Genomic DNA, 3,230 nt, shown 5'->3' with positions numbered 1-3,230 from the left:
GTGCTCGTCCTTCTGATGCCGGCCCCAGTGAACTCCAGCTCAGGTTGGGGGTGATGGGTGGCTGGTCGTTGTTTGAGAACTGCACAGTGGACGCGAGCATCTGTGGCCAAGTTTTTAAGGGCGCACGGTGGATGCCTTGGCACCAGGAACCGATGAAGGACGTGGGAGGCCACGATAGTCCCCGGGGAGTCGTCAACCAGGCTTTGATCCGGGGGTTTCCGAATGGGGAAACCCGGCAGTCGTCATGGGCTGTCACCCGCTGCTGAACACATAGGCAGTGTGGAGGGAACGCGGGGAAGTGAAACATCTCAGTACCCGCAGGAAGAGAAAACAACCGTGATTCCGGGAGTAGTGGCGAGCGAAACCGGATGAGGCCAAACCGTATGCGTGTGAGACCCGGCAGGGGTTGCGCATACGGGGTTGTGGGATCTCTCTTTTACGGTCTGCCGGCCGTGAGACGAGTCAGAAACCGTTGATGTAGGCGAAGGACATGCGAAAGGTCCGGCGTAGAGGGTAAGACCCCCGTAGTCGAAACGTCAACGGCTCGTTTGAGAGACACCCAAGTAGCACGGGGCCCGAGAAATCCCGTGTGAATCTGGCGGGACCACCCGCTAAGCCTAAATATTCCCTGGTGACCGATAGCGGATAGTACCGTGAGGGAATGGTGAAAAGTACCGCGGGAGCGGAGTGAAATAGTACCTGAAACCGTGTGCCTACAAGCCGTGGGAGCGTCGGACATCAAGCTTGCTTGGTGTCTCGTGACTGCGTGCCTTTTGAAGAATGAGCCTGCGAGTTTGCGGTGTGTTGCGAGGTTAACCCGAGTGGGGAAGCCGTAGCGAAAGCGAGTCCGAACAGGGCGTTTCAGTAGCACGCTCAAGACCCGAAGCGGAGTGATCTAGCCATGGGCAGGTTGAAGCGGAGGTAAGACTTCGTGGAGGACCGAACCCACCAGGGTTGAAAACCTGGGGGATGACCTGTGGTTAGGGGTGAAAGGCCAATCAAACTCCGTGATAGCTGGTTCTCCCCGAAATGCATTTAGGTGCAGCGTCGTGTGTTTCTTGCCGGAGGTAGAGCACTGGATAGGCGATGGGCCCTACCGGGTTACTGACCTTAGCCAAACTCCGAATGCCGGTAAGTGAGAGCGCGGCAGTGAGACTGTGGGGGATAAGCTCCATGGTCGAGAGGGAAACAGCCCAGAGCATCGACTAAGGCCCCTAAGCGTACGCTAAGTGGGAAAGGATGTGGAGTCGCACAGACAACCAGGAGGTTGGCTTAGAAGCAGCCACCCTTGAAAGAGTGCGTAATAGCTCACTGGTCTAGTGATTCCGCGCCGACAATGTAGCGGGGCTCAAGCGTACCGCCGAAGTCGTGTCATTCACACAATAGGGCCAACGCCTGTGTGGATGGGTAGGGGAGCGTCGTGTGCCGGGTGAAGCAGCACCGGAAGGTAGTTGTGGACGGTTCACGAGTGAGAATGCAGGCATGAGTAGCGATACACACGTGAGAAACGTGTGCGCCGATTGACTAAGGGTTCCTGGGTCAAGCTGATCTGCCCAGGGTAAGTCGGGACCTAAGGCGAGGCCGACAGGCGTAGTCGATGGATAACCGGTTGATATTCCGGTACCCGCTGTGAAGCGTCAAACATCGAACCAGGCGATGCTAAGTCCGTGAAGCCGTCCCGGAGCCTTCGGGCAAAGGGGAGTGGTGGAGCCGACGGACCAGACTTGCAGTAGGTGAGTGATGGGGTGACGCAGGAAGGTAGTCCATCCCGGGCGGTGGTTGTCCCGGGGTAAGGGTGTAGGACGAACGGTAGGCAAATCCGCCGTTCACATAGTCTGAGACCTGATGCCGAGCCGATTGTGGCGAAGTGGATGATCCTATGCTGTCGAGAAAAGCCTCTAGCGAGTTTCATGGCGGCCCGTACCCTAAACCGACTCAGGTGGTCAGGTAGAGAATACCGAGGCGTTCGGGTGAACTATGGTTAAGGAACTCGGCAAAATGCCCCCGTAACTTCGGGAGAAGGGGGGCCACGCTTGGTGAGAGGACTTGCTCCTCGAGCTGGGGGTGGCCGCAGAGACCAGCGAGAAGCGACTGTTTACTAAAAACACAGGTCCGTGCGAAGCCGTAAGGCGATGTATACGGACTGACGCCTGCCCGGTGCTGGAACGTTAAGGGGACCGGTTAGTCACATTTCGGTGTGGCGAAGCTGAGAACTTAAGCGCCAGTAAACGGCGGTGGTAACTATAACCATCCTAAGGTAGCGAAATTCCTTGTCGGGTAAGTTCCGACCTGCACGAATGGCGTAACGACTTCTCGACTGTCTCAACCATAGGCCCGGTGAAATTGCACTACGAGTAAAGATGCTCGTTTCGCGCAGCAGGACGGAAAGACCCCGGGACCTTTACTACAGTTTGATATTGGTGTTCGGTTCGGCTTGTGTAGGATAGGTGGGAGACTGTGAAGCGGCCACGCCAGTGGTTGTGGAGTCGCCGTTGAAATACCACTCTGGTCGTGCTGGATGTCTAACCTGGGTCCGTGATCCGGATCAGGGACAGTGTCTGATGGGTAGTTTAACTGGGGCGGTTGCCTCCTAAAGAGTAACGGAGGCGCCCAAAGGTTCCCTCAGCCTGGTTGGTAATCAGGTGTTGAGTGTAAGTGCACAAGGGAGCTTGACTGTGAGACCGACGGGTCGAGCAGGGACGAAAGTCGGGACTAGTGATCCGGCGGTGGCTTGTGGAAGCGCCGTCGCTCAACGGATAAAAGGTACCCCGGGGATAACAGGCTGATCTTCCCCAAGAGTCCATATCGACGGGATGGTTTGGCACCTCGATGTCGGCTCGTCGCATCCTGGGGCTGGAGTCGGTCCCAAGGGTTGGGCTGTTCGCCCATTAAAGCGGTACGCGAGCTGGGTTTAGAACGTCGTGAGACAGTTCGGTCCCTATCCGCTGCGCGCGCAGGAATATTGAGAAGGGCTGTCCCTAGTACGAGAGGACCGGGACGGACGAACCTCTGGTGTGCCAGTTGTTCTGCCAAGGGCATGGCTGGTTGGCTACGTTCGGGAGGGATAACCGCTGAAAGCATCTAAGCGGGAAGCCTGCTTCGAGATGAGTATTCCCACCCCCTTGAGGGGTTAAGGCTCCCAGTAGACGACTGGGTTGATAGGCCGGATGTGGAAGCCCAGTAATGGGTGAAGCTGACTGGTACTAATAGGCCGAGGGCTTGTCCTCAGT

General features: G+C 57.1%; 1 rRNA gene. It reads left to right on the top strand.

Annotated features, from left to right (window positions below):
• Window positions 1–104: 104 nt before the first annotated feature.
• A 23S ribosomal RNA gene (locus ACFVYK_RS37695) occupies window positions 105–3,227 on the top strand.
• The last annotated feature ends 3 nt before the right edge of the window (window positions 3,228–3,230 follow it).

The organism is Streptomyces sp. NPDC058291 (assembly GCF_042880855.1).
Lineage (GTDB): Bacteria > Actinomycetota > Actinomycetes > Streptomycetales > Streptomycetaceae > Streptomyces.
Note: the sequence above shows the minus strand (reverse complement) of the source record. Positions and strands in the feature narration are given on the sequence as shown.